Annotated in this window: 27 protein-coding genes; 11 read left to right on the forward strand and 16 right to left on the reverse strand. The window is 67.2% G+C overall.

Annotated features, from left to right (window positions below):
• The first annotated feature begins 173 nt into the window (after nt 1-173).
• Entirely contained in the window at nt 174-2,435 is a 2,262-nt protein-coding gene (locus tag QH168_RS15085; protein WP_432421100.1) for a HelD family protein, read from the forward strand.
• Nucleotides 2,436-2,509: 74 nt separating this feature from the next.
• Here QH168_RS15085 and QH168_RS15090 read toward each other — a convergent pair whose 3' ends face one another.
• The 3 genes from QH168_RS15090 to QH168_RS15100 form a co-directional block, all read right to left on the reverse strand.
• Nucleotides 2,510-2,962 carry a universal stress protein gene (locus tag QH168_RS15090; RefSeq protein ID WP_280235276.1) on the reverse strand — a complete coding sequence of 151 codons (453 nt, stop codon included), beginning with the start codon at nt 2,960-2,962 and terminating at the stop codon, nt 2,510-2,512.
• 461 nt (nt 2,963-3,423) lie between these two features.
• Nucleotides 3,424-3,837, reverse strand: coding sequence for a DoxX family protein (locus QH168_RS15095; RefSeq protein ID WP_280235277.1), 414 nt, complete (start codon nt 3,835-3,837; stop codon nt 3,424-3,426).
• A gap of 78 nt (nt 3,838-3,915) precedes the next feature.
• Nucleotides 3,916-4,809, reverse strand: coding sequence for a helix-turn-helix domain-containing protein (locus QH168_RS15100; RefSeq protein ID WP_280235278.1), 894 nt, complete (start codon nt 4,807-4,809; stop codon nt 3,916-3,918).
• A 52-nt stretch (nt 4,810-4,861) separates the two neighbouring features.
• Here QH168_RS15100 and QH168_RS15105 point away from each other — a divergent pair, with 52 nt between their 5' ends.
• Nucleotides 4,862-5,332 (forward strand): VOC family protein, encoded by a 471-nt coding sequence (locus QH168_RS15105; protein ID WP_280235279.1) that lies wholly within the window; start codon nt 4,862-4,864, stop codon nt 5,330-5,332.
• 59 nt (nt 5,333-5,391) lie between these two features.
• Here QH168_RS15105 and uvrB read toward each other — a convergent pair whose 3' ends face one another.
• Nucleotides 5,392-7,566 (reverse strand): excinuclease ABC subunit UvrB, encoded by a 2,175-nt coding sequence (gene uvrB, locus QH168_RS15110; protein WP_280235302.1) that lies wholly within the window; start codon nt 7,564-7,566, stop codon nt 5,392-5,394.
• Between the two features lie 100 nt (nt 7,567-7,666).
• On the opposite strand from uvrB, the gene QH168_RS15115 reads away from it, so the two are divergent.
• The gene (locus QH168_RS15115; RefSeq protein ID WP_280235280.1) at nt 7,667-8,191 is read left to right on the forward strand and encodes a DUF402 domain-containing protein; all 525 of its coding nucleotides are present in this window, start codon (nt 7,667-7,669) and stop codon (nt 8,189-8,191) included.
• Nucleotides 8,192-8,197: 6 nt separating this feature from the next.
• Here the strand turns inward: QH168_RS15115 and coaE are convergent, their stop codons facing one another.
• The gene (gene coaE / locus QH168_RS15120; protein WP_280235281.1) at nt 8,198-9,412 is read right to left on the reverse strand and encodes a dephospho-CoA kinase; all 1,215 of its coding nucleotides are present in this window, start codon (nt 9,410-9,412) and stop codon (nt 8,198-8,200) included.
• Between the two features lie 401 nt (nt 9,413-9,813).
• Here coaE and QH168_RS15125 point away from each other — a divergent pair, with 401 nt between their 5' ends.
• On the forward strand, nt 9,814-10,026 hold the full coding sequence (locus QH168_RS15125; RefSeq protein ID WP_280235282.1) for a hypothetical protein: 213 nt from the start codon (nt 9,814-9,816) through the stop codon (nt 10,024-10,026).
• 354 nt (nt 10,027-10,380) lie between these two features.
• Here the strand turns inward: QH168_RS15125 and rpsA are convergent, their stop codons facing one another.
• Nucleotides 10,381-11,847, reverse strand: coding sequence for a 30S ribosomal protein S1 (gene rpsA / locus QH168_RS15130; RefSeq protein WP_280235283.1), 1,467 nt, complete (start codon nt 11,845-11,847; stop codon nt 10,381-10,383).
• Between the two features lie 167 nt (nt 11,848-12,014).
• Between rpsA and QH168_RS15135 the strand changes: the two genes are divergently transcribed.
• Entirely contained in the window at nt 12,015-12,863 is an 849-nt protein-coding gene (locus QH168_RS15135; protein WP_280235284.1) for a class I SAM-dependent methyltransferase, read from the forward strand.
• Between the two features lie 55 nt (nt 12,864-12,918).
• Here QH168_RS15135 and QH168_RS15140 read toward each other — a convergent pair whose 3' ends face one another.
• Entirely contained in the window at nt 12,919-13,938 is a 1,020-nt protein-coding gene (locus tag QH168_RS15140; protein ID WP_280235285.1) for a hypothetical protein, read from the reverse strand.
• 131 nt (nt 13,939-14,069) lie between these two features.
• Between QH168_RS15140 and QH168_RS15145 the strand changes: the two genes are divergently transcribed.
• The 3 genes from QH168_RS15145 to QH168_RS15155 all read left to right on the forward strand — a co-directional run bounded on the left by QH168_RS15145 (nt 14,070) and on the right by QH168_RS15155 (nt 16,864).
• Nucleotides 14,070-15,227 (forward strand): sensor histidine kinase, encoded by a 1,158-nt coding sequence (locus tag QH168_RS15145; RefSeq protein WP_280235286.1) that lies wholly within the window; start codon nt 14,070-14,072, stop codon nt 15,225-15,227.
• Complete coding sequence (locus tag QH168_RS15150) at nt 15,224-15,874, forward strand: response regulator transcription factor (protein WP_280235287.1); 651 nt, start codon at nt 15,224-15,226, stop codon at nt 15,872-15,874. The genes QH168_RS15145 and QH168_RS15150 overlap by 4 nt, the downstream gene beginning before the upstream one ends.
• Nucleotides 15,875-15,973: 99 nt before the next feature.
• Complete coding sequence (locus QH168_RS15155) at nt 15,974-16,864, forward strand: LysR family transcriptional regulator (protein WP_280235303.1); 891 nt, start codon at nt 15,974-15,976, stop codon at nt 16,862-16,864.
• A gap of 79 nt (nt 16,865-16,943) precedes the next feature.
• Here the strand turns inward: QH168_RS15155 and QH168_RS15160 are convergent, their stop codons facing one another.
• The 3 genes from QH168_RS15160 to QH168_RS15170 form a co-directional block, all read right to left on the reverse strand.
• Nucleotides 16,944-17,126 (reverse strand): hypothetical protein, encoded by a 183-nt coding sequence (locus QH168_RS15160; RefSeq protein WP_280235288.1) that lies wholly within the window; start codon nt 17,124-17,126, stop codon nt 16,944-16,946.
• A gap of 11 nt (nt 17,127-17,137) precedes the next feature.
• On the reverse strand, nt 17,138-18,022 hold the full coding sequence (locus tag QH168_RS15165; RefSeq protein ID WP_280235289.1) for an SPFH domain-containing protein: 885 nt from the start codon (nt 18,020-18,022) through the stop codon (nt 17,138-17,140).
• A 65-nt stretch (nt 18,023-18,087) separates the two neighbouring features.
• The gene (locus QH168_RS15170) at nt 18,088-19,491 is read right to left on the reverse strand and encodes an FAD-binding oxidoreductase (RefSeq protein WP_280235290.1); all 1,404 of its coding nucleotides are present in this window, start codon (nt 19,489-19,491) and stop codon (nt 18,088-18,090) included.
• A 71-nt stretch (nt 19,492-19,562) separates the two neighbouring features.
• Here QH168_RS15170 and QH168_RS15175 point away from each other — a divergent pair, with 71 nt between their 5' ends.
• Nucleotides 19,563-20,474 carry a LysR family transcriptional regulator gene (locus tag QH168_RS15175; protein WP_280235291.1) on the forward strand — a complete coding sequence of 304 codons (912 nt, stop codon included), beginning with the start codon at nt 19,563-19,565 and terminating at the stop codon, nt 20,472-20,474.
• 40 nt (nt 20,475-20,514) lie between these two features.
• On the opposite strand, the gene QH168_RS15180 is transcribed toward QH168_RS15175, so the two are convergent.
• From QH168_RS15180 to QH168_RS15195, 4 genes are all read right to left on the reverse strand, one after another.
• A complete protein-coding gene (locus tag QH168_RS15180) occupies nt 20,515-21,267 on the reverse strand; it encodes an amino acid ABC transporter ATP-binding protein (protein WP_280235304.1) in 753 nt (250 codons plus the stop codon).
• Between the two features lie 44 nt (nt 21,268-21,311).
• Nucleotides 21,312-22,244 carry an amino acid ABC transporter permease gene (locus tag QH168_RS15185; RefSeq protein ID WP_280235292.1) on the reverse strand — a complete coding sequence of 311 codons (933 nt, stop codon included), beginning with the start codon at nt 22,242-22,244 and terminating at the stop codon, nt 21,312-21,314.
• 1 nt (nt 22,245) lies between these two features.
• On the reverse strand, nt 22,246-23,091 hold the full coding sequence (locus QH168_RS15190) for an ABC transporter substrate-binding protein (protein WP_280235305.1): 846 nt from the start codon (nt 23,089-23,091) through the stop codon (nt 22,246-22,248).
• A 201-nt stretch (nt 23,092-23,292) separates the two neighbouring features.
• Nucleotides 23,293-24,384 carry an isocitrate/isopropylmalate dehydrogenase family protein gene (locus QH168_RS15195; RefSeq protein WP_280235293.1) on the reverse strand — a complete coding sequence of 364 codons (1,092 nt, stop codon included), beginning with the start codon at nt 24,382-24,384 and terminating at the stop codon, nt 23,293-23,295.
• Between the two features lie 20 nt (nt 24,385-24,404).
• On the opposite strand from QH168_RS15195, the gene QH168_RS15200 reads away from it, so the two are divergent.
• Entirely contained in the window at nt 24,405-24,983 is a 579-nt protein-coding gene (locus QH168_RS15200; RefSeq protein WP_280235294.1) for a 2'-5' RNA ligase family protein, read from the forward strand.
• Between the two features lie 48 nt (nt 24,984-25,031).
• Complete coding sequence (gene trxA / locus QH168_RS15205; RefSeq protein WP_280235295.1) at nt 25,032-25,403, forward strand: thioredoxin; 372 nt, start codon at nt 25,032-25,034, stop codon at nt 25,401-25,403.
• A gap of 58 nt (nt 25,404-25,461) precedes the next feature.
• Here the strand turns inward: trxA and QH168_RS15210 are convergent, their stop codons facing one another.
• On the reverse strand, nt 25,462-25,896 hold the full coding sequence (locus tag QH168_RS15210; protein ID WP_280235296.1) for an alpha-isopropylmalate synthase regulatory domain-containing protein: 435 nt from the start codon (nt 25,894-25,896) through the stop codon (nt 25,462-25,464).
• Between the two features lie 91 nt (nt 25,897-25,987).
• Nucleotides 25,988-26,119: a hypothetical protein gene (locus QH168_RS15215; RefSeq protein WP_280235297.1), complete on the reverse strand. Its 132-nt coding sequence runs from the start codon at nt 26,117-26,119 to the stop codon at nt 25,988-25,990.
• Between the last annotated feature and the right edge of the window lie 341 nt (nt 26,120-26,460).

The following is a 26,460-nucleotide window of genomic DNA, read 5'->3' on the forward strand; positions in this document are numbered from 1 at the left end:
CTGGACAGTTCCGTTTTCGGATCGTCCGCGTATCCCATGAAGCCGCCTTCTGCCCCACTGGTGCCTGGTCACCGGGTGACAAGGAGTTCGTTTTGCCCGACCGCCTCACTCAGGACCACCGCTCCCCCATCCCGGATGCCGACCACGCACCGGAATCGAGCACCGATACCGAGATCGATCGGGAACAATCCCATCTGAGTGTCCTCTACGACCGCCTCGACGGTATGCGCAAGTACGCCTCCGACCGGCTGCGTACCGTCTTGCTGGAGACCGGCGGCACCCCGCAGGCACGCAGTGAACGCGAGTCGTTCACCCAGCTCTATACCGAGGACCTGGCCAAATACGATGCCGCCGAACACGGTCTGTGCTTCGGCCGGATCGACCTCGACGGCGACGGCACCGACGACGAGACCGAATCCGAACGCCGCTACATCGGCAGGCTCGGCATCCTCGACGAGGACAACGATTACGAACCCCTGCTGCTGGACTGGCGCGCACCCTTGGCGCGCCCGTTCTATCTGGCCACCACTGCCGCTCCCGACGGTGTGCTGCGGCGTCGACACATCCGCTCGCGCAACCGCAGGGTCACCGCCGTCAACGACGAATACCTCGATCTGGACCTCGCCCGGCGGGCCGGGGTCACCGACGACGACGGCGGCGTCGGCAGTGAGAGCGCCCTGCTGTCGGCGTTGAACGCCGCGCGCACCGGCCATATGAACGACATCGTCGAGACGATCCAGAGCGAGCAGGACGCGATCATCCGCGCCGAGCACAAGAGCGTGCTCGTCGTCCAGGGCGGGCCGGGCACCGGTAAGACCGCTGTCGCCCTGCATCGCGCCGCCTATCTGCTCTACACCTACCGCCAGCAGCTGGCCAAGGCCGGTGTGCTGATCATCGGCCCGAACGCGACCTTCCTCGACTACATCGGCCAGGTGCTGCCCTCACTCGGCGAGACCGGTGTGCTGCTGTCCACCATCGGCGATCTGTATCCGGGCGTGAAGGCCACCCGTACCGATTCGCTGCGCGCCGGTGAGATCAAGGGTTCACTGAGGGTGCTCGAGGTGCTCAAGCAGGCGGTGCGCGATCGTCAGGAGGTGCCGAAGGAGCCGATCACGCTCACCTTCGACGGCTATCCGCTCACGCTGAACCGCAAGATCGTCACCCGCGCCAGGGGCCGGGCCCGCTCCTCGCGGCGTCCACACAATCTCGCGCGGCCGATCTTCGCGTCCTCGGTGATCGACGCGCTCACCGATCAGTTGGCCACCACGATGGGCGCCGATCCGGTCGGCGGTGGCCGCAGCCTGCTCAGCAGTACCGATCTGGCCGAGATCGCCGACGAGATGCGCTCCGATGCCGAGATCCAGCGGGCCATCGGCGCCCTGTGGCCGATCCTGACGCCGCAGCAGGTGCTGTCCGATCTGCTGGCCGATCCGGCGCGCCTGGACCGGGTCGCGGGCGCGTTGGACCCGGCCGACCGTGCCGAGCTGCTGCGCCAGGACACCGGCGAGTTCAGTGCCGCCGACGCCCCGCTGCTCGATGAACTGGCCGAACTGCTCGGCATCGATGACGCCGAGGAACGCGAACGCGCCCGCCGCCGCTGGCGGGCCCAGCTGGCCGAGGCCCAGGACGCCCTCGACATCCTCACCGGTTCCGCGCCACAGGATCTGGAGGACGAACTCGATCCCGAGATCCTGATGGCCTATGACCTCATCGATGCGAGCCAGCTGGCCGAACGTCAGCAGGTGCGCACCCGCCAGACCACCGCCGAACGGGCGGCCGGTGACCGTACCTGGACCTACGGGCATGTCATCGTCGACGAGGCGCAGGAGCTGTCGGAGATGGCGTGGCGCATGGTGATGCGGCGGATTCCGAATCGCTGGATCACCGTCGTCGGCGATGTGGCGCAGACCGGTGATCCGGCGGGTGCCTCGACCTGGCAGGCGATGCTGGAACCGTATGTGGCCACACGCTGGAAGCTGACCGAGCTCACCGTCAACTACCGCACGCCCGCCGAGATCATGACGGTGGCGGCCGAGGTGCTCGCGGCCATCGATCCGGCGGCCGAGGTGCCGCGTTCGGTCCGCGAATCCGGGCATCGACCGCGCGCGCTGCGCTACGGGGCGGACGCGCTCGGTGCGGAGCTGGCGGCCATGGTGGCCGACGAGCGGGGGCCGGGCACCGTGGCCGTGATCGTGCCGCATGCGTCGGCGGCCGAGTTCGCCGATCTCGCGGCCGAATCGGTGCGCGTGCTCACGGTGCACGAGGTGAAGGGTCTGGAATTCGATGCGGTGTATCTGGTGGAACCGCGGCGGATCATCGCCGAATCACCGCGCGGGCTCAACGATCTGTATGTGGCGCTCACTCGTGCCACACAACGACTCACCGTGGTGCACAGCGAGGATCTGCCCGAGGTGATGAGTTCCCTGCAAGAGTGAGGATTCGTACCGCGTGGTCGCCGCCGGACAGCGGCGACCACGCGTGCTACGACCTCTGGTGCCTCGGTTCGGCGTCAGCGAACGGTGTGCACGATGAGCACGTCGGAACGCGATTTACGCGCGACATCCGACGGCACCGAACCGAGCAGCCGCCCGGTCAGGGTGTTGAGTCCACGATTACCGACGACGAGCAGATCGGCCTGGGTCTCCTTGACCAGATCGAGCAGCGATTCGACCGGCTCACCCACGATGGCGCGCTCGACGATCTCCTTGGCGCCCGCGGCGGTGGCGCGATCGCGGGCGGTGCGCAGGATCTCGTTGGTCGGCGCGGAGCCGCGCACCTGGTAGGCCTCGTCCTTGAGCACATCGGCGGCCGCGGCGACCTCACGGTCATCGGTCGGGTAGTAGGCGCAGGCCACGACCAGGGTCGAGCCAGCGGCCCCGGCCAGGGCGGCGGCCTTGTCGACGGCGACATACGACGAGTCCGAGCCATCGGTACCGACGACAATGGTCCGGTAGGCGGTCATCTCTCCTCCAACTGTGCGGGTCGGACGCCTGCGTCAGGGTTTCGTCCCGGCGTGTCGGGGCTTCGGCGCGGCGACTGGGTCGACCATAGCGGCAATACGCCCGGAATTATCAGAATTCGCAACACATCACATTCGGAGTGTTCGCGATACCCGCGGCCGTCCGGCCTGGGCGAATACGCCATGCCATGGCCTACCTGGGCGGACCCAAACCATCGGCCGCCGGTCTGTGATCTACCACAACATCGGTGAACGGTATTGCCGCCCTGGGACATTCATCACAACATCGCTACCCCCGAACCGCTTCCGGCCCGTCCGCGATCGCGGACGGGCCGGAAGGCACTGGGTAGGACTCAGGGCCACTGCCGGTAGTCGGCCCAGAAAATACCCAGAATCGCTCCGATGATGTCCATGCGTTCCCTTTCACTACGGATGCGGACGGCAATATTAGCGCGTGCGGCACATCACATGCTGAAAAGCGGTCCGGTGATGGTCAATCCCAGATCCTCGGTGTGGGCGAAGAACGCGAACAACATCAGCGAGGCGCCGGCCAGCGACAGATCCTTGTTGAACTGGATCATCTCCATCTGTTTGGTCTGCGGATCGGTCTCGACCCAGAACTGGTGCATCAGAAGGGCGGTGGGAACCAGCATGATGAACAGCAGCAGCGCACCGAGATCGGCCCACACCCCGAGCAGTACGCTCACCCCACCGAGCACCATCAGCGCCCCCGAAGCCAGCACACCCGCCTTGGGTGCGGGCACGCCACGGCTCTGCGCGTAACCGGTCATCGCCTCGGTCTGCGTGAAGTGGCCGAGCGCCGAACCGAAGAAGAGCACAACGAACAACACCCGGCCGATCAACACCACGACATCCATGTCCAGCTCCTTATTCGCCGGTGGGTAGATAGTGCGATATTCAACCACTCGCCGGTGCCCACCATCGGCGGAAACGGACTATCGGAACTGTTCCGGTATCCGATCGACGGTCGGGAGCACTTTCGCGGTGATCTCGTTGCGCGAGCGTATCGACTGTTTGCCGTATTCCAGCGGCGCCATTCCGACTTCGGCGGTGAATTCTCGGGTGAAATGCGCCTGGTCGTAATAGCCGAGTTCGTCCGATAATGCCGCCAGATCCTCTATTCGGCCGCGAGCGAGCAGATCGGCCGCATCCTGTAATCGATAGCGGCGCAGAACCCATTTCGGACCGGCGCCCACATACCGCCGGAACAGCCGTTGCAGAGTGCGGATGGACACGGCGTATCGGGCGGTGACCTGATCGACCCGGGTGAGCCGCTGATCCGATGCCATGGCGTCGATGATCCGTAGCACCAGTGCGTAGTTGGGGTCGTCGGCCACCGTCGCGCGGCCGAGGAAGTCCTCCACCACCGCACGGCGCGCGATATCCGAGGATTCCGCGAGCACGGCCTCGGTCAGGTATTCGGCCGCCGGAATCACCTCGGCCAGCGCGACCGCACGATCCCGGAACTCGCCGACATCGAGCCCGGTGAACGCACCGAAACCACCCGCACGGAACCGGACCCCGAAAGTCTCTCCGGCTCCGGACAATTCACGGACGAACTTGGTGGTGCAGACTCCGGTGACGAAACCACCGGTCCGGGTGGCGGAGCGCTCGAACGTGACATTGACGCAGGGGAACGGCAGGACCTCGGCGAAGTAGGGCGGGCGCCCACGCAGATCCCAGCGCACCGACCAGTACCAGTCGACGACACCGGCACTGCGCGGCCCGGCCGGGAGTCGGTGCAGCGACCGATGCCTGGCCTGCTCGTCCGGATGCAGAATCCCCTTGCGGCCGGTGAGGGCGACCGCCGGATCACCACTCTCTGGCATTGTGTCGCCTTCTTACAAGATCGCCGCGGCGATACCGGCCAGGATCGTAGACATGACCGAGACCGTGAATCCGATCCCCGACGGCTACCACTCCATCACCTGTTTCCTCGCCGTCCCGGACGGCAACAAAGCCATTGATTTCTACACCGCTGTGTTCGGCGCCGAAGTGATCACCCGCAACGATCTGCCCGATGGGCAGCCCGCGCACGCCGAGCTGAAGATCGGCGACTCCACCCTGCAAATGGGGATGCCGATCCCGGACAACAATGTCCTCGCCCCGAACGGCGAATGGGTGCACACCTCCATCGTGCACTACTGCCCCGACGTCGATGCCGTCATCGCCCGCGCGATCGAACACGGCGCCCGCAGCGCCGAGGAGCCGCAGACCTTCGTCACCGGCGACCGCTACGGCGTGGTCATCGACCCGTTCGGGCATCGCTGGGCGGTGATGACCAAGGTGGAGAACGTCTCCAAAGAGGAGGCGGAGCGCCGGGTGAACGAATGGATGGCCACCCAGAGCTGAGCTGCTGGGCAGGTTCGGCCCGCGTCGGGTACCCGATGCGGGCCGAACACCGACGCGGCTCAGCTCAGCCCCGCCGCATCCATACCACGCAATTCCTTCTTCAAGTCCGCGATCTCGTCACGCAGGCGGCCCGCCAGCTCGAATTGCAGTTCGCGGGCGGCGTTCATCATCTGATCGGCCAGTTCTTTCACCAGATCGGCCAATTCGGCCCTCGGCATCGACTTGATATCGCGGCCCTCGATGACGCCCGCGCTCACCGCCCGACCGGGTTCACCCTGGGCGCGGCGACCGCGGCTGGCGTTGCGGCCCGAACCGCCGACGGCCACTTCGTCGTCGGCTTCCTGATACACCTGGTCGAGGATGTCGGCGATCTTCTTGCGCAGCGGCTGCGGATCGATGCCCATCTCCTCGTTGTAGGCGATCTGCTTGGCGCGGCGACGTTCGGTCTCATCGATGGCGTGGCGCATGGAGTCGGTGATCTTGTCCGCGTACATGTGCACCTCACCGGACACATTGCGGGCCGCGCGACCGATGGTCTGGATCAGACTGGTGCTGCTGCGCAGGAAACCTTCCTTGTCCGCGTCGAGGATGGCGACCAGCGACACCTCGGGCAGGTCGAGGCCCTCACGCAGCAGGTTGATACCGACCAGCACATCGTATTCACCGAGACGCAGCTGCCGTAGCAGCTCCACCCGGCGCAGGGTATCGATTTCCGAATGCAGGTACCGCACCCGCACACCGAGCCCGAGCAGATAGTCGGTGAGATCCTCGGCCATCTTCTTGGTGAGCGTGGTGACCAGCACCCGCTCGTCACGATCGGTGCGCTCGCGGATCTCGTGCACCAGATCGTCGATCTGGCCCTTGGTGGGTTTGACGATCACCTGCGGATCCACCAGACCGGTCGGGCGGATGACCTGCTCGACCACCTCACCACCGGCCTGGCCCAGTTCGTAATTACCTGGGGTGGCCGACAGGTACACCGTCTGCCCGATCCGGTCGGCGAATTCCTCCCAGGTGAGCGGACGGTTGTCGATGGCCGACGGCAGCCGGAACCCGTATTCGACGAGATTGCGCTTACGCGACATATCGCCTTCGTACATGCCGCCGATCTGCGGCACCGTGACATGTGATTCGTCGATGACGAGCAGGAAATCCTCGGGGAAGTAGTCGAGCAGCGTCGCGGGCGCCGACCCGGCCGGGCGTCCGTCGATATGACGCGAATAGTTCTCGATACCGGAGCAGAACCCGACCTGACGGATCATCTCCAGGTCGTATTGGGTGCGCATGCGCAGCCGCTGCGCCTCCAGCAGTTTGCCCTGACGCTCGAATTCGGCCAGGCGCGTTTCCAGTTCCGCCTCGATATCGTGGACGGCGCGCTCCATCCGGTCCGGACCCGCCACATAATGGGTGGCCGGGAAGATGCGCACCATATCCACCTGGCGCACCACATCACCGGTCAGCGGATGCAGGTAGTACAGCGCCTCGACCTCGTCGCCGAAGAATTCGATGCGGACCGCGAGTTCCTCATAGGACGGAATGATCTCCACGGTATCGCCACGCACCCGGAAGGAGCCGCGGGTGAAGGCCATATCGTTGCGGGTGTACTGCACGTCGACCAGCAGCCGCAGCAGTGCGTCACGGTCGACCTCGGTGCCCACCTCCAGCTGCACCGACCGGTCGAGATAGGACTGCGGGGTGCCGAGGCCGTAGATGCACGACACCGAGGCGACCACCACCACATCGCGGCGGGAGAGCAGGCTCGACGTGGCCGAATGGCGTAACCGCTCGACATCGTCGTTGATCGAGCTGTCCTTCTCGATATAGGTGTCGGTCTGCGCGATATAGGCCTCGGGTTGGTAGTAGTCGTAGTACGAGACGAAGTACTCGACCGCGTTGTTCGGCAGCATCTCGCGCAGTTCGTTGGCCAGCTGCGCCGCGAGGGTCTTGTTCGGCGCCATCACCAGGGTCGGCCGTTGCAGCCGTTCGATCAACCATGCGGTGGTGGCGGATTTACCGGTGCCGGTGGCGCCGAGCAGCACCACATCGCGCTCGCCGGAGGTGATGCGGCGTTGCAGTTCGTCGATGGCGGCGGGCTGATCGCCCGCGGGCTGATGCGGGCTGACGACCTCGAACCGTCCGCCGACCCGTTCGATCTCGCCGACCGGACGGAACTCCGAATGCGCCAGCGGCGTCCGGCCCTGTTCATCGGCCGGGATCTCGGTTGCGAATGCCATGCTCACCAGGGTAGGCGCAGCCACCGACAGGTTCGCCGCCTCGGCGAGGGTGACATCGTCCACCTGGACAACAGCCCCGTCGACGGTAGATTCTCGGGACATGACCCAGGCACCATCAGTGGACGTGCACCGGCCCAAGGTGGAGTACTTCAACATCGCCGAGCTCACCAATACCGACCCCAAGGGTTTCGTCCGACCGGTCGAGAGTTACCGCGTCGAACCGTGGGGCCTGTACATGGCGCGGACCGCCGACCATCCGTCGTTCCACTACATGGAGTCGTGGCTGCTGCCGGAGCTGTCGATCCGCGCGACGGTGTTCCACTACACCGCGGCACATCTGCGCAACCAGGACTACTACATCGATATCGGTGAGTTCGCCGAGGTCGAGCCCAAGAAATGGCGTTCGGTGGACCACTATCTGGATCTGCTGGTGCGCACCGGCCGCGATACCCGACTGCTCGACGTCGACGAGCTGCTGGCCGCGTATTCGGCGGGCCTGGTCGACGCGGTCACCGCCGAGAAGGCGATCGCCACCGCCGCCACCGCAATCGACGGTATCGCCGCCAACGATCACGATTTCCTGCGCTGGACCGCCTCCCTTGGGATGCCGCTCACCTGGCTGTAGTCCGGCTCAGGCCTCCGGATCCGTCGCCGCACGCCACCGCATGACCCGCGGGTACGCCTCATCGAACCACGGCTCCTTCACCGCCAGATAGGCCGTCATCGCGGCGTCACCGGTCGAGCCGGCGGCCTTCGCCTCGCCGTCGCGCTTCACCCGCGCGTACTCCTCGCGAGCGGCGGGTTCGGCGCGCAACCAATCCCGGAACGCCAGCGCGAACTGCTGACCGGGCGAACCCGCGACCCGGATGTGCACATTGGCCGGGCGGCCCGGATCGGCGCTGCCGTGCAGCCGTTTGGCCCACAGACCGGTGTCGGTGCCCTCGGGGTCGGCCTCGGTCGGTTTCGGGTTGTCCCCGACGACGCCCGGCTTGACCGGGAATCCCGCGGTGGCCAGCGCATCGCGCAGCCCGTCGGCGGCGGCGATATCGGCCACGGTGATCTGGATATCGATGACGTCCTTCGCGAGCAGCCCTGGCACCGAGGTGGACCCGATGTGATCGATGCGCGAGGCCGCCGCACCCACGGCCACCCACAGTCGAGCGATCAGCCGCTGCGCCTGAGCCCCCCACTCCGCATCCGGCGCCACCAGCCGCAGACCGTAGCCTGCCGTCGCACCGCTGCGCAGATTGCGTTCGAAGGGCACCAGGCGCTCGTCCCAGAGTCGGTGCACCGCCGATTCGACGGCCTCGGCGGGGCCGTTGTTGTCCAGCAGCACATCGGCCACCGCTCGGCGCTGCTCATCGGTGGCCTGGGCCGATATGCGGGCGCGCGCATCCGCTTCCGGCACACCGCGGAACCGCACCAGCCGCTGGATGCGGGTCTCGGCGTCGACATCGACCACGAGCACCAGATTCATCAGCGGCGCGAGACCGTTCTCCACCAGCAGCGGAATGTCCTGGACGACAATCGCATCCGGTGCGGCGGCGGCCAGCAGCTCTGCGGTGCGGCGGCCGACCAGCGGATGGGTGATCGCGTTCAACCGGGCCCGCGCCTCATCGTCACCGAAGGCCTTGGCGGCCAGGGCGGGACGATCCAAACTGCCGTCGGCGGCGAGGATATCGGCCCCGAATGCCTCGACCAGCGCGGCCAGGCCCTCGGTACCGGGGGCGACCACCTCACGCGCGATCGCATCCGCATCGATCACCACCGCACCGCGTTCGGCGAGGATCCGCGCCACGGTCGACTTGCCAGCGCCCATACCTCCGGTGAGGCCGATTCGTAACATCGGACCAGTCTCGCATCCGGTCATACGACGACACCGGCGACCCATCCGCGGGCACCGCGGCCACGAACCATGGAAGGCGGGTCGATGACGCCCCGCGGGAATCGGGCTCCGGGGGATCATCCGGCGGCCCTCGGGAATCGGTATCCACTGCCGATGCACAATTCCCGACCCTGTCGGATACCCATTCCCGCAGCCATTTCCACCATCCGGCGCGGCTATTGCCCGTTCCGTGATGCAGCCGAGACCGTCTCGCAACATTTCCGGTCGAATACGGTTTCCAAGCGATAACTTTCCGACACGCCGAGCAATTACTTCGGCAAAATACGCTGCGGACGACTTCGGGTCGGCTAACCTTCGCCGTGGCGATCCAGGCCAGCACCAGCACAAGCAAAGGAAGAGCATTGGGCACCAGTAGAAACCAGACGGGTCGCCACCGCCTGGGAATGGCGGGGGGCGTGCACTGCGTCGACATCCCCGCCGTCGCGGCTGCGCTCGCCGAGCACCGCCGCACATGGTTCACCTCGTTGATCAGCCCGGCGCGACATAGTTTCGCCGCCATGCGCCGCCGCTCGGTCGCACCCTCGGTGCGCTGGGTCCCCGCCACCGCAGGCTGACGCCCACTTCCCCGCCAGTGGCCCGGTCCGCACGACCGGGCCATTGTCGCGCGCCGACGAGCTACCGCCCGAGCGAGCGCACCGAGTCGAGCATTCGGCGGCCGTGCGCGCGACGACGGGTCGGATCGGATTCGGGTGAACGCACCGGCCGGTTCCGTCTCGGCGGTGATCAACTGCTCGAGGCCGACAACGATATCTCAGCCGAGGATCTCGCGGTCGTGCTGAATCGATGAGGCCGAGAATGCCCGTTTCCTGCAACGCCGGTTCACGGTCGTCGCCGCATACTCCCCACCGGAAAAGGCCGAAGGCCCCGGTCCGTATCGGACCGGGGCCTTCGGTTTGCTCTACCCGTTATCAGGCGTTGCCGGAGAGCTTCTCCCGCAGAGCCGCGAGCTGGGCGTCGCTGGCCAGCGAGCCGCCAGCGGACTCGGGCTGGCTGGAGGCCGACTGCGAACCACTCTCGGAGGAGTAGTTCGACGAGCCGCCACCGTTGGCCGCCTCGGCCGCGGCGTCGGCGGCCATCTTCTCCATCTGCGCGGTGTGCATCTTGTGGCGACGCTCCGCTTCGGCGTAGCGGCCTTCCCACTCCTCGCGCTGCTTGTCGAAGCCCTCGAGCCATTCGTTGGTCTCGGGATCGAAGCCCTCGGGGAAGATGTAGTTGCCCTGCTCGTCGTAACTGTCGGCCATGCCGTACTTCGACGGATCGAACTCGGCGTGGTAATCCTCGTTGGCCTGCTTCAGCGACAGCGAGATCCGGCGACGCTCCAGGTCGATATCGATGACCTTGACCATCGCATCGTCGCCGACGGCAACGACCTGATCCGGCACCTCGACGTGGCGCTCGGCCAGCTCGGAGATGTGCACCAGGCCCTCGATGCCCTCTTCGACGCGCACGAACGCACCGAACGGAACCAGCTTGGTGACCTTGCCCGGCACGATCTGGCCGATCGCGTGGGTGCGGGCGAACTGACGCCACGGGTCTTCCTGGGTGGCCTTGAGCGAGAGGGAGACGCGCTCGCGGTCCAGATCGACGTCGAGAACCTCGACGGTGACCTCGGTGCCGACCTCGACGACCTCGGACGGGTGGTCGATGTGCTTCCAGGACAGCTCGGACACGTGCACCAGGCCGTCGACGCCACCCAGGTCCACGAAGGCACCGAAGTTGACGATCGAGGAGACCACACCCTTGCGGACCTGGCCCTTCTGCAACTGGTGCAGGAATTCGCTGCGGACCTCGGACTGGGTCTGCTCCAGCCAGGCGCGGCGGGACAGGACCACGTTGTTGCGGTTCTTGTCCAGCTCGATGATCTTGGCCTCGATCTCCTTGCCGACGTAGGGCTGGAGGTCGCGGACACGACGCATCTCGACCAGCGAGGCCGGGAGGAAGCCGCGCAGGCCGATGTCGAGGATCAGGCCGCCCTTGACGACCTCGATGACGGTGCCCTTGACGGCCTCGTCCTTCTCCTTGAGCTCCTCGATCGTGCCCCACGCGCGCTCGTACTGAGCCCGCTTCTTCGACAGGATCAGGCGGCCTTCCTTGTCCTCCTTGGTGAGAACCAGGGCCTCGACCTCATCACCCACGGAAACGACCTCATTGGGATCGACATCGTGTTTGATGGAGAGTTCGCGGGAGGGGATGACGCCTTCGGTCTTGTAACCGATGTCGAGCAGAACCTCATCGCGATCGACCTTGACGATGGTTCCTTCGACGATGTCGCCATCGTTGAAGTACTTGATCGTGGCGTCGATGGCGGCGAGGAAGTCCTCGGCGGAGCCGATGTCGTTGACGGCTACCTGCGGCGAGGTGACGGTGGTGGGCATATGTCGGTGTGCTCCGGACGGATTGTGGTCGGTTGCGGACATTGGATCTTTCGGTACTCTGCGACACACCGAAATTGGGCGCGGTGTGATCACTCGCGCGTTCAGCGTACGCGACCTGCATCGAGCCGGGCAAACCGGTCCCGTCGCCACGCCGATACTCTTACGGCGTGTCGGACGATCGCCATGCGCAAGCAAACGAACTGCTCGGAACCGTCGGGCCTGCACGTGCCCGAATCGATTCCACGGACAGTGAACGCGCCAGCCGACGCTGGTGGGATGCCGACGCCGGTCAATACCACGATACCCACGCCGAATTCCTCGGTGTCGACTCCCCCGACGGCGAATTCGTCTGGTGCCCCGAGGGAATGCACGAGGGCGATTGGCATCTGCTCGGCGATATCGCCGGTCGGCGCATCCTCGAGATCGGCTGCGGCTCGGCACCGTGCTCGCGGTGGCTGGCCAGCAACGGCGCGCATCCGGTGGGCCTTGATCTGTCGGCGGGCATGCTCGCGCACGGGCTGGCCGCGATGGCGCGCGGCGGACCGCGGGTGCCGTTGGTCCAGGCCAATGCCGAGGCGCTGCCCTTCGCCGACGCGTCTTTCGACGCCGCCTGTTCGGCCTTCGGCGCCATCCCGTTCGTCGCCGATTCGGCGCAGGTGATGCGTGAGATCGAACGGGTGCTGCGCCCCGGCGGCCGCTGGGTGTTCTCGGTGAATCATCCGATGCGGTGGATCTTTCGCGACGATCCCGGACCGGACGGGCTCGAGGTCGTCACCTCGTATTTCGATCGCACTCCCTATATAGAGGTCGACGCTGACGGCGAGCCCACCTATGTCGAGCACCATCGCACCGTCGGCGACCGAGTCCGCGAGATCGTCGCGGCGGGCCTGCTCGTCGACGACATCATCGAACCGGACTGGCCGGAGTGGCTGGAGCGGGAGTGGGGGCAGTGGAGTCCGCTGCGTGGCGCGCTGTTCCCCGGCACCGCGATCTTCGTAGCGCGCAAACCGGGCTGAACGAGCCGAACCGCATGCCCATCGCGGTGAGCATGCGGTCGGTGTCGGCGGCGCGTCACATCCGTTCGGCGACCCGTCGCCGCTGGCGATAAGACAGTGCCGCGAGTAGCAGCGCGCCGCCCCACAGCGGCCACAGTGTCTCGGGAATATGCGTGATCCACTTGCCGTCGACCCCGATCACCGCCGCGAGCCTGAGGTACATCAGCCCGGCCGTGGTGACCAGCATGGCCACCAGCACCGCGGGAACCACCGCCACCATCGGCGGGATGCGCTTGCCCGCCAGGCCGATCATCCACCGGGGATAACGCTCACCCCAGGGGCGGATGAGGCCGATGGTGGCGAGCGCGCCGAGGGCGCCGAAACTCGCGAGTCCCGCACCGGCCAGCCACAGACCGGCCTCCTTACCTTCCTCGAACGCCTGCGGATCGAGGCCGAACCCGAATCCGAGCGCCCACATCCAGCGGGTGGCGCAGTAGATCAGCGGAGCGACCACAGCCACGACGACGGCGGGTTTGCCGTACCGGGTCAGCCCGGTTCCGGCGGCCGGCGCGTGCTCGGCGCCCTGCCTGCGATAGCACATCGCCAACAGCGCCCACCCGACCCCGGCGAGAAGCAGGATCAGCAGGTTCATCTTCGGCCAGTCGTACAGCTGGGCCCAGCCCACCCCGGCGGGCCAGCCGAACAGTGTCTTCCCGACCAGGAAGATCGGGGTGTAGCCGACCACCATCAGCGGGCGATAGTCCTGGATGCCGAAGACCAGTCCCGCCGCCAGCACCCACGCCGCGGTCAGCAGCGCGTATCGGGTCCCGCCACGGCCGACACCGCGCGCCATCAGAAAGGCAACCACGGCGCCGAACGCTGCGAGGGCGGCGATGATCGGTCCGGCGATGTCCGGTGTCGCCCAACCGGTGAGGTTGGTGGCCAGCACCTCGCGACCGCCGCCCGACATCATCGGATCGCTCGGGCCGAACGGGAACGCGTTCCCGCCGACACTCCAGTAGATCCCGGCCGCGCCGTAGAGCAGCGAGACGGCGGAGAGGGTGTAGCCGATGCGGGCTTGCCAGTTCTTTCGCATACCACCAGCTTTGCCACGGCCGGTCGATCGCAGAATGTGCCGACCGGCCCCTCCTCATCCGCCCTCACCGGCAGGAATAGGCCGATCGGCACATCGCTGGCGGTCGGTCCCCGCATAGGCTCATGTTCATCATGAACATCCGGCAGCTACTCCTCGCGGCGACCGGCATCCTGGTCCCGCTCGCGGGTATGGTGCTGGTGCCCGCGTCCGCCCTCGACACCATCGCGCCGGTCGTGGCCTGCATGACCCTCGGTCTCGTCCTGGCCACCTGGCCGCGCTCACGGACTCTGCTGCCGTTGGCCGCCGGCGCGACCGGATCGTGTTCCCTGGTGATCACCGTGGTATCGCTGGTCGCCGGGCGCGCGGCAGGCGAGCCAACACCGGAACAGATGCCGTGGATACTGCTCGAGCCGCTCCTTCTCATGGTCTTCGTGTATCTGCCGGTGCGGTGGTCACCACCGCGCGCTGCCTTCGGCGCTTGCGCCCCCGCGCTGGCCATCGCCTTGTCGGTACAGCGGTACATGCCGGGGGGCGAGACGGTGTGGTCGTTGTTCGCGAGCAGCCTGCTGTGGCTGCTGCCCGGTATCGCGGCCGGAGGCGTCGGCTTCTACCAGCGCTATCGCGAGGACGAGCGGCGCCGCGCGATCGCCGAGGCCCGGCACGAACAGCGTGTGGACCTGGCCGCCGACCTGCACGATTTCGTCGCCCACGATGTCAGCGAGATCGTGGCGCAGGCTCAGGCCGCGCGTATGGTCCTCGCGGCCGGTGACCCGAGGCTCGACGCCGCACTGACCCGGATCGAGAAGGCCGGGCTGCGTGCCCTCGCGTCCATGGACCACACCGTCCACATGCTGCGTGACTCCGGTGAGGCCGCACGCACGCCGGTGGGTGGCCTTGCCGATCTGCCCGAGCTGGCCGAACGCTTCGGTGGCGCACACCTCGACGTCCGGCTCGAGCTGGGCGAAGTCGCCGATATCCCCCGCGAACCCGCCGCGGTGGCCTACCGGGTGGTGGTCGAGGCGCTGACCAATGTCCGCAGACACGCCGCGAGCGCGTCCACGGTGGACATCCACGTCGCGATCCACGACGACGGCCTGCGCGTCGTCGTGACCGACGACGGCGCAGGTGACGGCGAATCACGCAGACCCAACCGCAAACACAGTGGTCTCGGACTGCCCGGACTCACCCAACGGGTGCAATCGCTGCGCGGCACCCTCACCGCTGGACCCCGACCGCCACGGGGCTGGAGTCTCACCGCCCACATCCCCCTCGAAGGCAGGCATCCATGAGCACCCGTGTCCTGATCGCCGATGACCAGGAGGGCATCCGTGACGCCTTCCGGATGGTCGTCGACGCCCAACCGGATATGACGGTGGTCGCCGAGGCCGCCGATGGGGCATCGGCGCTGGCACAGGCCCGGCATCTGCGCCCCGACGTGGTACTCGCCGATATCAGGATGCCCGGACTCGACGGCCTCGAACTCACCCGTCGACTCGCCGGACCGGACGTGCCCGACCCGATGCGCGTCATCGTGGTGACCACCTTCGACCTCGACGAATACGTGCACACCGCGCTCCGCGACGGCGCCTGCGGCTATCTGCTCAAACGCTCGGGCCCCACCCTGCTCATCGAGGCGATCCGCGCCGCCATGGCCGGTGACACGCTCATCAGCCCGCAGATCACCGTCCGGCTACTGCGGCGGATGATCCCGCCGGTGCCCGAACAGCGCCCCACCACCGAGCCGCTCAGCGAACGTGAGCTCGAGGTGGTGGGTCTGGTCGCGCAGGGCCGCACCAATGCCGAGATCGCCACCGAGCTGTTCATCAGCGCCGGAACGGTGAAGAACCATCTGGCCAATGTGCAGCGCAAGCTCGCCGTGGCGAACCGGGTCGGTATCGCTGCTTGGGCCTGGGCGTCCGGGCACGTGTGCCCGTAACGGGACAACGCTGCTGCTCGATGCCTGTCAGTGCCTCGCTCGGATCACTCGAGCCCGGACCGGGGCAGCTGTTCATGACCGTGGAGGCGCCCCGTGGAGATGCGGGATATCGAAATCTTTCTCACCCTCGCCGAGGAGCTGCATTTCGGCAGGACCGCGCAGCGGCTGCATATCGGCCAATCGCGGGTCAGCCATGCCATCAAGAAGCAGGAACGCCGTATCGGCGCACCGCTGTTCACGCGCAACAGCCGCAATGTCGCGCTCACGCCCATCGGTGAGCAGTTGCGCGATGATCTGCGCCGTGGCAGTCAGCTGATCGAAACGGCGGTGGCGCGGGCCCAGGCCGCTGCCAATGGCATGGGCGATAGGTTGACCGTCGGCATCATGGGCGCCCTCGGCCATGTCATCGACCCGGTGCTGCGCGGGTTCACCGACGCCTATCCGGGAGTGGATCTGATGATGCGCGAGGCGCATTTCTCCGACCCGTTCGGGCCGTTGCGCGCCGGTGCGGTCGATATCCAGCTGCTGTGGCTGCCGGTCGAGGAGCCCGATATCACCGTCGGACCGACCGTACTGATCGAACCGATGCGCCTGGCGGTGGCGACCGGTAGCGAATTGGCCGGGCGCGCAACCATTGCGGTGGAGGAGCTCGGCGAGCAGACCCTGTGCGATATCGGCACCGCGGCGCCCGACTACTGGGCGGATGAGCTGATTCCGCCGCGCACACCGTCGGGTCGCCCGATTCGGCGCGGTCCACGCGTGTACACCTTCCAGGAGATGCTCGCGACCATCGCCGCGGGCCGCGCTGTCGCCCTCGCACAGGAACACTGCGTGGACTACTACGCCCGGCCCGGAATCACCTATGTGCCGATGCCGGACGGTCCGCGCTGCCGGTGGACATTCGTCTGGCGCACCGCCGCCGAAACCGGGACGATCCGGGCCTTCGCCGCCGTCACCCGTGGTGCCGCGGCACCGGGGGCCCTCGACTGAGCAGCGATCCGGCCGGGCTCGATCTGCCCGGCCGGATCGGGCACGCGACACCGGGCGCGGCCATGGCCGCGCCCGGTGCTCACTCGCCGTCGCCTGGTTCGGATCTGCCTGATCGCGGTTTCCGTCCGGCATTGTCGAGGGCCAGCCGCAGGGCGTATTCGATCTGTGCGTTGACGCTGCGCAGATCGTCGGACGCCCAGCGGGCCACCGCGTCGTAGATCGCCGGATCGAGCCGGAGCAGGATCTTCTTGCGTTCGGCCATCGACTCGCCGATCAGGAGTACAGCGATCCGGCGTTGACCACGGGTTGGGTCGGTCGATCACCGCACAGGACCACGAGCAGATTCGACACCATGCTCGCCTTGCGTTCCTCGTCGAGTTCCACCATGCCCTGGGCGGTGAGCCGTTCCAGCGCGAGACCGACCATGCCGACCGCGCCCTCCACGATGTGCGTGCGAGCCGCGACCACCTGCGCCGCCTGCTGGCGCACCAGCATGGCCTGGGCGATCTCGGGTGCGTAGGCGAGGTGGGTGATGCGGGCCTCGAGCACCTCGATACCGGCGAGTCCGGTGCGTTCACGCAGTTCGACAGTGAGTTCCTCGGCGACCTCGCTGCCATCGCGCAGGCTGGTGCGGTCGGCGTCGTGAGCGTCGTAGGGGTGCGTGGTGGCCAGATGCCGCACCGCGGCCTCGGACTGGGTCTCCACATACTCCTCGTAATCGTCGACGGCGAATGCGGCCTTGTAGCTGTCGACCACCCGGTAGACGACCACGGCCGCGATCTCGACCGGGTTGCCGTCGGCATCATTGACCTTGAGTTTCTGGGTCTCGAAGTTACGCACCCGCAGCGAGATGCTGCGCCGGTCGGTCAGCGGCAGTACCGAGTAGAAGCCGGGCTCACTCACCGAGCCGACGTAGCGGCCGAAGAACTGCACCACTTTCGCCTCGTTCGGGTTGACCACGATCAACCCCGTGATTCCGAGCAGCAGCGCGACCAGGATCACCGATCCGGCCACCCCGGCGCCGATCGCGACCCCATTGCCGTCCCGGACTCCGATGACGAAGGCGAGCGCGGTGCCACCACCGATGGCAATGGTCAGCACCAGCCAAGTCAGTAGCACCACGAACCCATTGGTGTGGACAGCGGCACGAAGCTTCATGACATCCTCCCGAAATCAAAGTGATATCACTATAATAGCATCATGCCGCCGAGGCCACCCGTCGGTCAGTGCGCGGGACGGATATTGCGGTTGAAGCGGAACATGTTGTGCGGGTCGTACTTCGACTTCAGCGCGGCCAATCGGTCATAGGTCTCGGTTCGGTACCCAGCCATGGTCTGGGTTTCATCTGCCGCGTCCCCGGCGCCGTAGAGGAACGCGAGACTGTGGCCGATGGTCCACGGCGCGAGCGCGGCGCGGACCGCGGCAGCGGGCTCGGCCTGGTCGGCCCCGGGTTCCGGCGCGACGATGGCCCGCACCACATAGGCGGCCTCGCAGTGGTCGAGGGCGAGATCGTCACGCCGGGGCCTGCTCAGCGCACCGCCCAGGTGCCGGATATCGATCACCGCGCCGAGCCCGGAGTCGGGACCGGCCACCGCGAGCAGCGCCTCGATCGCCGCAGGGGTGAGGTCAGCGAGCAACGCATTGGTGGCGGCGTAGGCGTGCGGATCGGCCGGATCGGCGTGGATGGTGTGCGATTCGGTGTAGGGCATGGCGCGCAGGTCGTCCTGCATCGGTGTTCCGATCGCGCGCAGCGGCGCGACCAGGCGCTCGCCCTCCTCGGCGCTGCCGTGGACGGCCACCCGGATCGATGCGACGAAGCGCCCCCGCAGCGGTGGCGGGACCTGCGCGATGTCCGGGAAGGCGAGCATCGCGACCGTGGAGGTCACCGCATCGGGCACGGTCGCGGTCCACTCGCGCCACACGTCGAGCGCGTGCGGGACCTGCGCGGTGTCGAACATGAGCTGACCGCCGTACACGGTGGTGACCGGGACCAATTCCAGTTCGAGCGCCGTCACCACGCCGAAGTTGCCGCCGCTGCCGAGCACCGCGCCGAACAGTTCGTCGCCGGGACGCACCGTGCGCATACGCCCGTCGGCCGTGACGAGTTCGATCGCGCGCACGTGGTCGGCGGCGTAACCGAAGGTGCGGCCGAGCAGCCCGAGCCCGCCACCGAGGACGTAGCCGATCACACCCACCGAGGGTGCGGACCCGTTCAGCGGTGCCAGCCCGTGCCGTGCCGCCGCCTCGATCAGCGCCGTGGCCCGTACCCCGGCGTGCACGCGCGCGATCGCGGCGTCGGCATCGATGTCGATGCCGGTCATCGGCCGAGTGCTGATCAATACGCCACCGTCGGCGGCGACCGACAGCCCGTGTCCGGTGGCCTGCACCGCGACCGGCAGGCGGTGCCGGGCGGCGAACTCGACGGCCGCGCGCACGTCCTCGGCATGCCGGGCGACGACCACCACGGCCGGGCGATGCTGGTAGGCGGTTTGAAAACCGGCGAGTTCGGCGGCGTATCCGTCCTCGGCGGGGCGATATACCGGCGCCGTGAAGTTCGACAGCTCCGCCTCGGCGGCGGTGCTCAGTTCGATGGCGAGATCTGCATTTTCGGCTGCGATGTTTCCCATGTCTTCGACAATGCCGCCAGCGCAACGATAAGGGAAACAGCTGGTTTGTCTCGCTGCCATAATCGACAGTTATGGAACTCCGGCAGCTGCGCTACTTCGTCACGGTCGTCGACGAAGGTGGCTTCACCCGTGCCGCGCAACGTCTGCATCTGACGCAGCCGGGGCTCAGCGCACAGATCCGTCAGCTGGAACGCGAACTCGGACAGCCGCTACTCGAGCGTGGCGCGCGCCGGGTCACACCGACCGCGGTCGGGGCCGCCGTACTGGCGGACGCGCGCGCCGCGCTGGCCGCCACCGAACGGATCGGGCACACCGTCGACGAGTTCACCGGGCTGCTGCGCGGGCAGGTCCGGATGGGCCTCATCTCCGGCGCGGCCACGGAGGAGTTCGATGTTCCCGCCGCGCTCGCCGCGTTTCACGATGATCATCCACAGGTCGGCATCGTGCTCACCGAGGACACCTCGGACAATATGCTGGCGGCCGTGACCCGCGGCGAGCTGGATATCGCCCTGATCGGGTTGACCGGCGCGGATCTGGATCCGGGTATCGCCGTCGACGTCATCCTGGACACCGGTGTGGTCGCCGCCGTCGCGGCCGACGACAGCACCGAGGGCGCGGTCATGCCGCTGCGCGATCTCGAGCACCGGCCGTTGATCTGTCTACCGCCCGGCACCGGCCTGCACGGCGTGTTCCGGCGTGCCTGCGCGGTAGCGGGTTTCACCCCGAACATCGCTTTCGAGGCCGCGGCGCCGCCGCTGTTGCTGCGGCTGGCGGCCCATGGTCTCGGCGTCGCGGTGGTTCCCGAACTCACCACGGCGGAGGCCGCCGCGTTCGGGGTCCGGGCGCTGCCGATCGTGCAACCGGAACTGCGGGGACAGCTGGCCATCGCCTGGCGCGCCGATCGCCCGATCACACCGGCGGCGAAAGTACTGCTCGGCCAGCTTCGCATCGCCTCGGCGCGGTCGACGTCCGACGCCCGTTGACGCCACGCCACCGGATCACCGGGCGCTGCGCACCGGGTGGTTACAGCAACCGTGACAGGAAGGCCTTGGTGCGTTCGTGTTTCGGCTGCGCCAGCACCTCACGCGGCGGTCCGGCTTCGACGACCACTCCCCCGTCCATGAACACCAGCTGGTCGGCGACCTCGCGGGCGAAGCCCATCTCGTGGGTGACCACCACCATCGTCATCCCGGAATCGGCTAGTTCGCGCATGACGGTGAGAACTTCGCCGACCAGTTCCGGGTCCAGTGCGGAGGTCGGCTCGTCGAACAGCATCAGTTTCGGGTCCATCGCCAGCGCGCGGGCGATGGCCACCCGTTGCTGCTGACCGCCCGAGAGCTGGGCCGGATAGGCATTGGCCTTGTCGGCCAGCCCGACCCGGTCGAGGAGTTCCTCGGCCCTGGTCACCGCCTCGGCCTTGCGCACCTTCTTGACCTGGGTCGGCGCCTCGATGATGTTGGCCAGCGCGGTGCGATGCGGGAACAGGTTGAAATGCTGGAAGACCATGCCGATCTCGCGGCGCTGCCGCGCGGCTTCCCGTGGATGCAGCTCGTAGAGCTTATCGCCCTTCTCGCGGTAGCCGACCAGTTCACCGTCGACATACAACCGTCCGGCATTGACCTGTTCGAGGTGATTGATACAGCGCAGGAACGTGGATTTACCCGACCCCGACGGGCCGACCAGGCACAGCACCTGACCGCGGTCCACCTCGAGGGAGATGCCCTTGAGCACCTGGAGCGCGCCGAAGGATTTGCACACCCGGTCGGCGCGGATCATCGGCGTGGTCGCCGAATCGGTCGCGCCGCCGTGCACCGCTTCGCTCATTTCGCCTTCACCACATTCTGCGCATCGGCCAGTTCCTGCAACTGTTTGGCGGTCAGCTGCCGTGACACCCCGCGCGAGAAGTAGCGCTCCAGGTAGTACTGGCCGACCATGAGCACACTGGTGATCGCCAGGTACCAGGTCGCGATCACCAGCAGCAGCGGGATCGGCAGGAAGTTCACGCCGTAGATATCGCGGGCCCGGCCGAACAGATCGGTGCTGAGCGGGATCGCGGTGACCAGCGAGGTGGTCTTGAGCATGCCGATCAGCTCGTTACCGGTCGGCGGGATGATCACTCGCATGGCCTGCGGTAATACCGTGCGGCGCATGGTCTGCGACCAGGACATACCGAGCGCGACCGAGGCCTCGCGCTGTCCTTCACCGACCGAATTGATACCGGCGCGCACGATTTCGGCCATATAGGCGGCCTCGTTGAGACCGAGGCCGATCACCGCGAAGGTGAACGCGGCCTGCAAACCCTGTACGTCCAGTTCCACCAGCTGCGGACCGAACGGAACGCCGAGGGAGATCTGCTTGTACAGCGAGGGGATCAGACCCCAGAACACCAACTGGACGAATACCGGTGTGCCACGGAAGACCCACAGATACACCCATGCCGTGGACCGCAGCACCGGATTGGGTGAGAGCCGCATCACCGCGAGCAGCGCGCCGAGCACCACCGCGATCGCCATGGACAGCACGGTCAGCTCCAGCGTGACGACCGCGCCTTCGGCGATGCGGCTGTCGCGCAGATACTGCCAGTAGACGTCCCAGCGGTAGGCCGGGTTGGTCGCGGCGCCGTAGACGAACAACCCGACCAGCACCAGGATGGCGGTCGCGGCGAGCCAGCGCCCCGGCCTGCGCAGCGGGACGGCCTTGATCGGCTCCGGCTCCGCCGTGGTCGGCGCCGGTTCGGTCGATGATTCGCTCATGTCATCCCTTCGGCGCGCCGTTGATGACGGACCTGGTGATCGCGCCCTCCTGCACACCCCAGTTCTCGGTGATCTGGCGGTACTTGCCGTTATCGATCAGATGTTGCAGCGCCTGCTGCATGACCGGAGCCAAGGGCGAACCCTTGGCCACCGCCCAGCCGTAGGGTGCGGCGTCGAAGACCGGGCCCGCCGGTTCGATCTTGCCTTCGGTGAGTTTGATGGCGTATGCGGTGACCGGCGAATCCGCCGACATGGCATCCACCTGGCCGAGCACGAGCGCGTTGGTCGCGGCGCTCTGCTCGTCGAAACTCTGGATGATGATCGGATCCTTACCGGCGTCCTCGCAGGCCTGGCTCTTGGCGGGCAGCTCTTCGAGATGTTCGAACGTGGTGGCCTGCACCGCGACGCGCTTACCGCAGGCATCGTTGGGATCGACGGGACGGTCGGTGCGCTGGGCCCACTGCACGCCCGCATTGAAGTAGGTGACGAAATCGACCTGCTTCTCCCGCTCGACGGAATCGGTGATCGAGGACATGCCCACGTGATAGGTGCCCGCCTGCACGGCCGGGATGATCTTCTCGAAGGCCGATTCGATGTATTCGGCGCGCAGACCGAGCACGGTGGTCACCGCGTCCATCAGGTCGACGTCGAATCCGGCGATATTGCCCTCGCTGTCGCGGTACTCGTTGGGCTGATAGGGCACGTTGACCCCGATCTTCAGCACTCCCGACCGTCGGATCTCCGCGGGCACCTGCGCGGCGAGTTCGGGGACCTCGGTCACCGGAACCTTCGCGACATCGGGCAGATCCTCGGTGTTGTGGGTGCAGCCGGTCACCGCGAGCACCATCGCGAGCACGCCGACGACGAGCACCGCCCAGCGTCCGCGCGCGCCGGATTCGGGTCGATCAGCCACCGCAGCCTCCACCTTCCGGTCCGGAGAACCCGACCTCACCTTCTCGCACTGTAGGCGAGCCGAGCACTCGCGTACCGGACAGTAGCGGAGAATTTCCCTGGCGCGGTCGAGTACACACCGATCCACTCCGTCCGCTCATCGGCGGTGCACCCTGGCGCTGACCTGCTCGGTGAACTCGCTGGTCGAGGCCAGCCCGCCGAGGTCGGCGGTCGCGATCCCCGCTTCCAGGGTGGTCGCGACCGCGCGCTCGATCCGTTCGGCGGCCTGGACGAGCAGCGCCGCCGAACGCCGGATTCCCAACCAGTGCAACAGCATTGCCGACGACAGTTGCAGAGCCGCCGGGTTCGCGCGGTTGCGTCCGGCGAGGGTGGGCGCCGCGCCGTGCACCGCCTGCGCCATCGCGCGTTCGGCCGAACAGTTCAGCGATGCCGCGAGTCCGAGCGATCCGCTCAGTTCGGCGGCGAGATCGGAGAGGATATCGCCGAAGAGGTTCTCGGTGACCAGGACATCGAAGTCGCCGGGTGCCCGGACCAAGTGCGCGGCGGTGGCGTCGACGTGCTCGTCATCGACCCGCACACCGGGGTACTGCCGTGCCACGTCGTAGCAGACATCGCGGAACAGACCCATGGTCATCGGCAGCACATTCGCCTTGTGCACGATCGTCACCCGTTTGCGCCGGGCGCTCGCCAACCGCAGCGCCTCGTGCGCGATCAGCTCGCAGGCCCGTCGAGTGATCACACCCACCGACATGGCGATATCTTCGGTCGGCCGGAACTCGCCCGATCCGGCGAACATATTGCGGTCGGCGTAGAAGCCTTCGCTGTTCTCCCGCACGATCACCAGGTCGATATCGGAGGCAGCGGCGCGCACCCCGGGAAACGCGCGGGCGGGCCGGATATTGGCGTACAAACCGAAATGCTTGCGGATCGCCCCACCCGGAGCCACCCGATGCTCGGCCGGATACGAGGCGTTGTCGTGTGGGCCGAGGATCCATCCGTCCAGCTCGGCCAGCGCGTCGAGGGTCTGTCGCGGCAGCGGGGTACCGAACTCGTCGAGCGCGCGATGTCCGATGGACAGCGGCACCCAGTCCACCGCCTCGGCTCCGGCGGCGGCCAGCGCCTCGTCCACCACCGCACGCGCCGAACCCACCACCTCGGGGCCGATGCCGTCACCGTCGATCAGGCCGAGCCGCAGCCGCCCACCATCCGTTCGTCTCGCCTCGTTCACTCCGACATCCTCCCGTCGCGGTGGAACGCATCCGCACGCGGGGCGGCGGCGACTACGTTGGGCAGATCATGGTGCAGTCGGTGGAACTGGTGCTCGACGATGCGGCCGAGGAACATATCCGCGCGCAGTGGGCGGTGCTGGCCGAGGCGGGTCTACCCGGTGTGCTCCGCCGACCGACAGCGGGCGATCCGCCCAAACGTCCGCACATCACCGTCGCCGTGGCCACACAGATCTGGCCGCGCATCGACCATGCCCTGGAGAAGCTGCCGTTCCATCCGTTCCCGGTGCGATTGGGCGGTGTGCTGGTCTTCGGGGCCCGCCGACCGATCCTGGTGCGGCTGGTGGTGCCGTCGGAGCAGCTGCTGACCTGGCAGCGGCGAGTGCACGCCGTGGTGGCACCGTGTCCGGGAATTCCGGCCACGATGCACCCGGATCGGTGGACTCCCCATGTCACACTGGCCAGACGCGTGCCACCACCGCAGCTCGGCGAAGCAGTTCTCGCAGTCGCTTCGGATCGTGATTTCACCGCGACCGTGGTGGGTATCCGGAGGTGGGACGGCGACGAACGGCGGGCCTGGCCGGTCGCCGGTGGAAGATAACACCGGTGCCCGGCGTTGGACCCGGCATACCGAGACGAGAGGACGCCCATGGCAACGCAGACGCTGACCCAACAGAACTTCGATGAGATCGTCACCGGAAACGATGTGGTACTCGTCGATTTCTGGGCCGATTGGTGCGGACCGTGCAAGAGCTTCGCGCCGACCTTCGAGAAGTCGTCGGAGCAGCACCCCGATGTGGTGCACGGCAAGGTGGACACCGAGGCCGAACAGGGTCTCGCGGCGGCCGCCAATATCCGCTCGATTCCGACGATCATGGCCTTCCGCGAGGGGGTGCTGGTGTTCGCTCAGCCCGGCGCACTGCCGCCCGCCGCGCTCGAGGACCTGGTCACCCAGGTGAAGGGCCTCGATATGGACGAGGTGCGCAAGCAGCTGGCCGAACAGCAGGCCTCCGCGGAGTAGCCACCGCGACGACGGGCCCTGCCCTCCCGATCCGGGAGGGCAGGGCCCGTCTGCCGTATCAGACGTCGAGGCGGTTGAGCCCGGCGATCATGGCGCGAACCGTGGATTCTGCGCCGTCGTCGGCGAGAGCTGCGCCCCAGCCACGGCGGCCGTTGAATTCACAGTGCACGAAGGTCGCGGTGGCGGTCCCGGTGCGGCGCTGATGGAATTGCAGGATTTCGACCGGGTATCCCGCGTCGTAGAGAGCCGAGGTCATGGCCGCGACCGGATTGCCGGTGGCGACCACGGTGCGCAGGTGTCCGGCGAATTCGAGGGTCGCGGTGAAGTTCGCATGGCGATCTCCCGCGGGTGACCAGTCGCCGAGCCGGATCGGCCCGGTGCGTTCGCCGTAGCGCTCGCTGAACTGGTCGGGGGTCAGGCCGACGCTTTCGGAGCGCAGGCTCCGCGGGGCGGCGGCGATCAGGTCATGGCTGTCGAGGGTGAGCGTGGTCATGTGCACGTAGGTCTTCCCGAGAATGCTCGAAGGTGGCAGAGGGGACCAGCAATAAACGTCAAACGGCCCGCAGCGAGGGGGCCGGTCCGAATCAGACCCCGCTGCGGCGGGTTACTACGAGCAGTAGCCGACGCGCCACCATCGCGGTGTGCGGATTCAGCACAGCGCTGTCGCGGTCGGCGACATGCAGCGCGGTGCTGTGGCGGTCGGAGGGATTCGGCACGCGTCCGAGGATAGAGAGTCGCCGCGGCGAAGGCAACCACATTCGCCCGCCGTTTCCCTGCGCGCCGGTAAGTGTTCGCCCAGGTCATCGGACATATGGGTGGTACCGGCGAGTAGGGAGAGGTCACCGGGATCACCCCGCGGCGACACGTGTTCACCGGGACGCGGACCCACGGTCGTTTCCGGGGGTGCCGGGCGCCGCCGATTCACGGCTCACGGCTCACGGCTCACGGCTCACGGCTCACGGCTCACGGCTCACGGCTCACGGCTCACGGCTCACGGCTCACGGCTCACGGCTCACGGCTCACGGCTCACGGCTCACGGCTCACGGCTCACGGCTCA

Origin of the sequence: Nocardia cyriacigeorgica (assembly GCF_029868385.1) — a bacterium.
GTDB lineage: Bacteria > Actinomycetota > Actinomycetes > Mycobacteriales > Mycobacteriaceae > Nocardia > Nocardia cyriacigeorgica_F.